At 74.8% G+C, this 318-nt stretch carries 1 protein-coding gene; it reads right to left on the bottom strand.

Annotated features, from left to right (window positions below; translation table 11 throughout):
* Positions 1–318: MmgE/PrpD family protein (locus tag FJ658_RS03560; RefSeq protein WP_141144018.1), on the bottom strand; the 318-nt coding region annotated here is incomplete at both ends.

Here is a 318-nt window from a genome sequence, read left to right as displayed (position 1 = left end):
AGCTCGACGACGATCCGTTCGGGTGAGCCGGAGCGGCGGAGCGCGAGCACCGCCTCGATGACCGACTGCAGCGAGCTCGCCGCCGGCCAGCGGCGCAGCGCGATGCCGTGCAGGCGCCAGTCGTCGCCGATTCCGCGCAGCACGGCGTCGGCATCCGCGCCGCCGTAGGCGATCAGCAGGCCGCCGTCCGGATGTTCGAGAGGATCGAGTTGGCCGCCCAGCCCCGCCCGCGTCATGTCGACCGCGAGGACCCCCGCGAGGGCGGCGCGCGCCTGCGTGAACTTGACCCCGGGGGAGCCGATCGCCGCGAAGGTGCCC

Source organism: Schumannella sp. 10F1B-5-1, assembly GCF_006517535.1.
In the GTDB taxonomy this organism is placed as follows: domain Bacteria; phylum Actinomycetota; class Actinomycetes; order Actinomycetales; family Microbacteriaceae; genus Schumannella.
The sequence above is the reverse complement of the archived record's forward strand: the minus strand, read 5'-3'. Positions and strand labels throughout refer to the sequence as shown.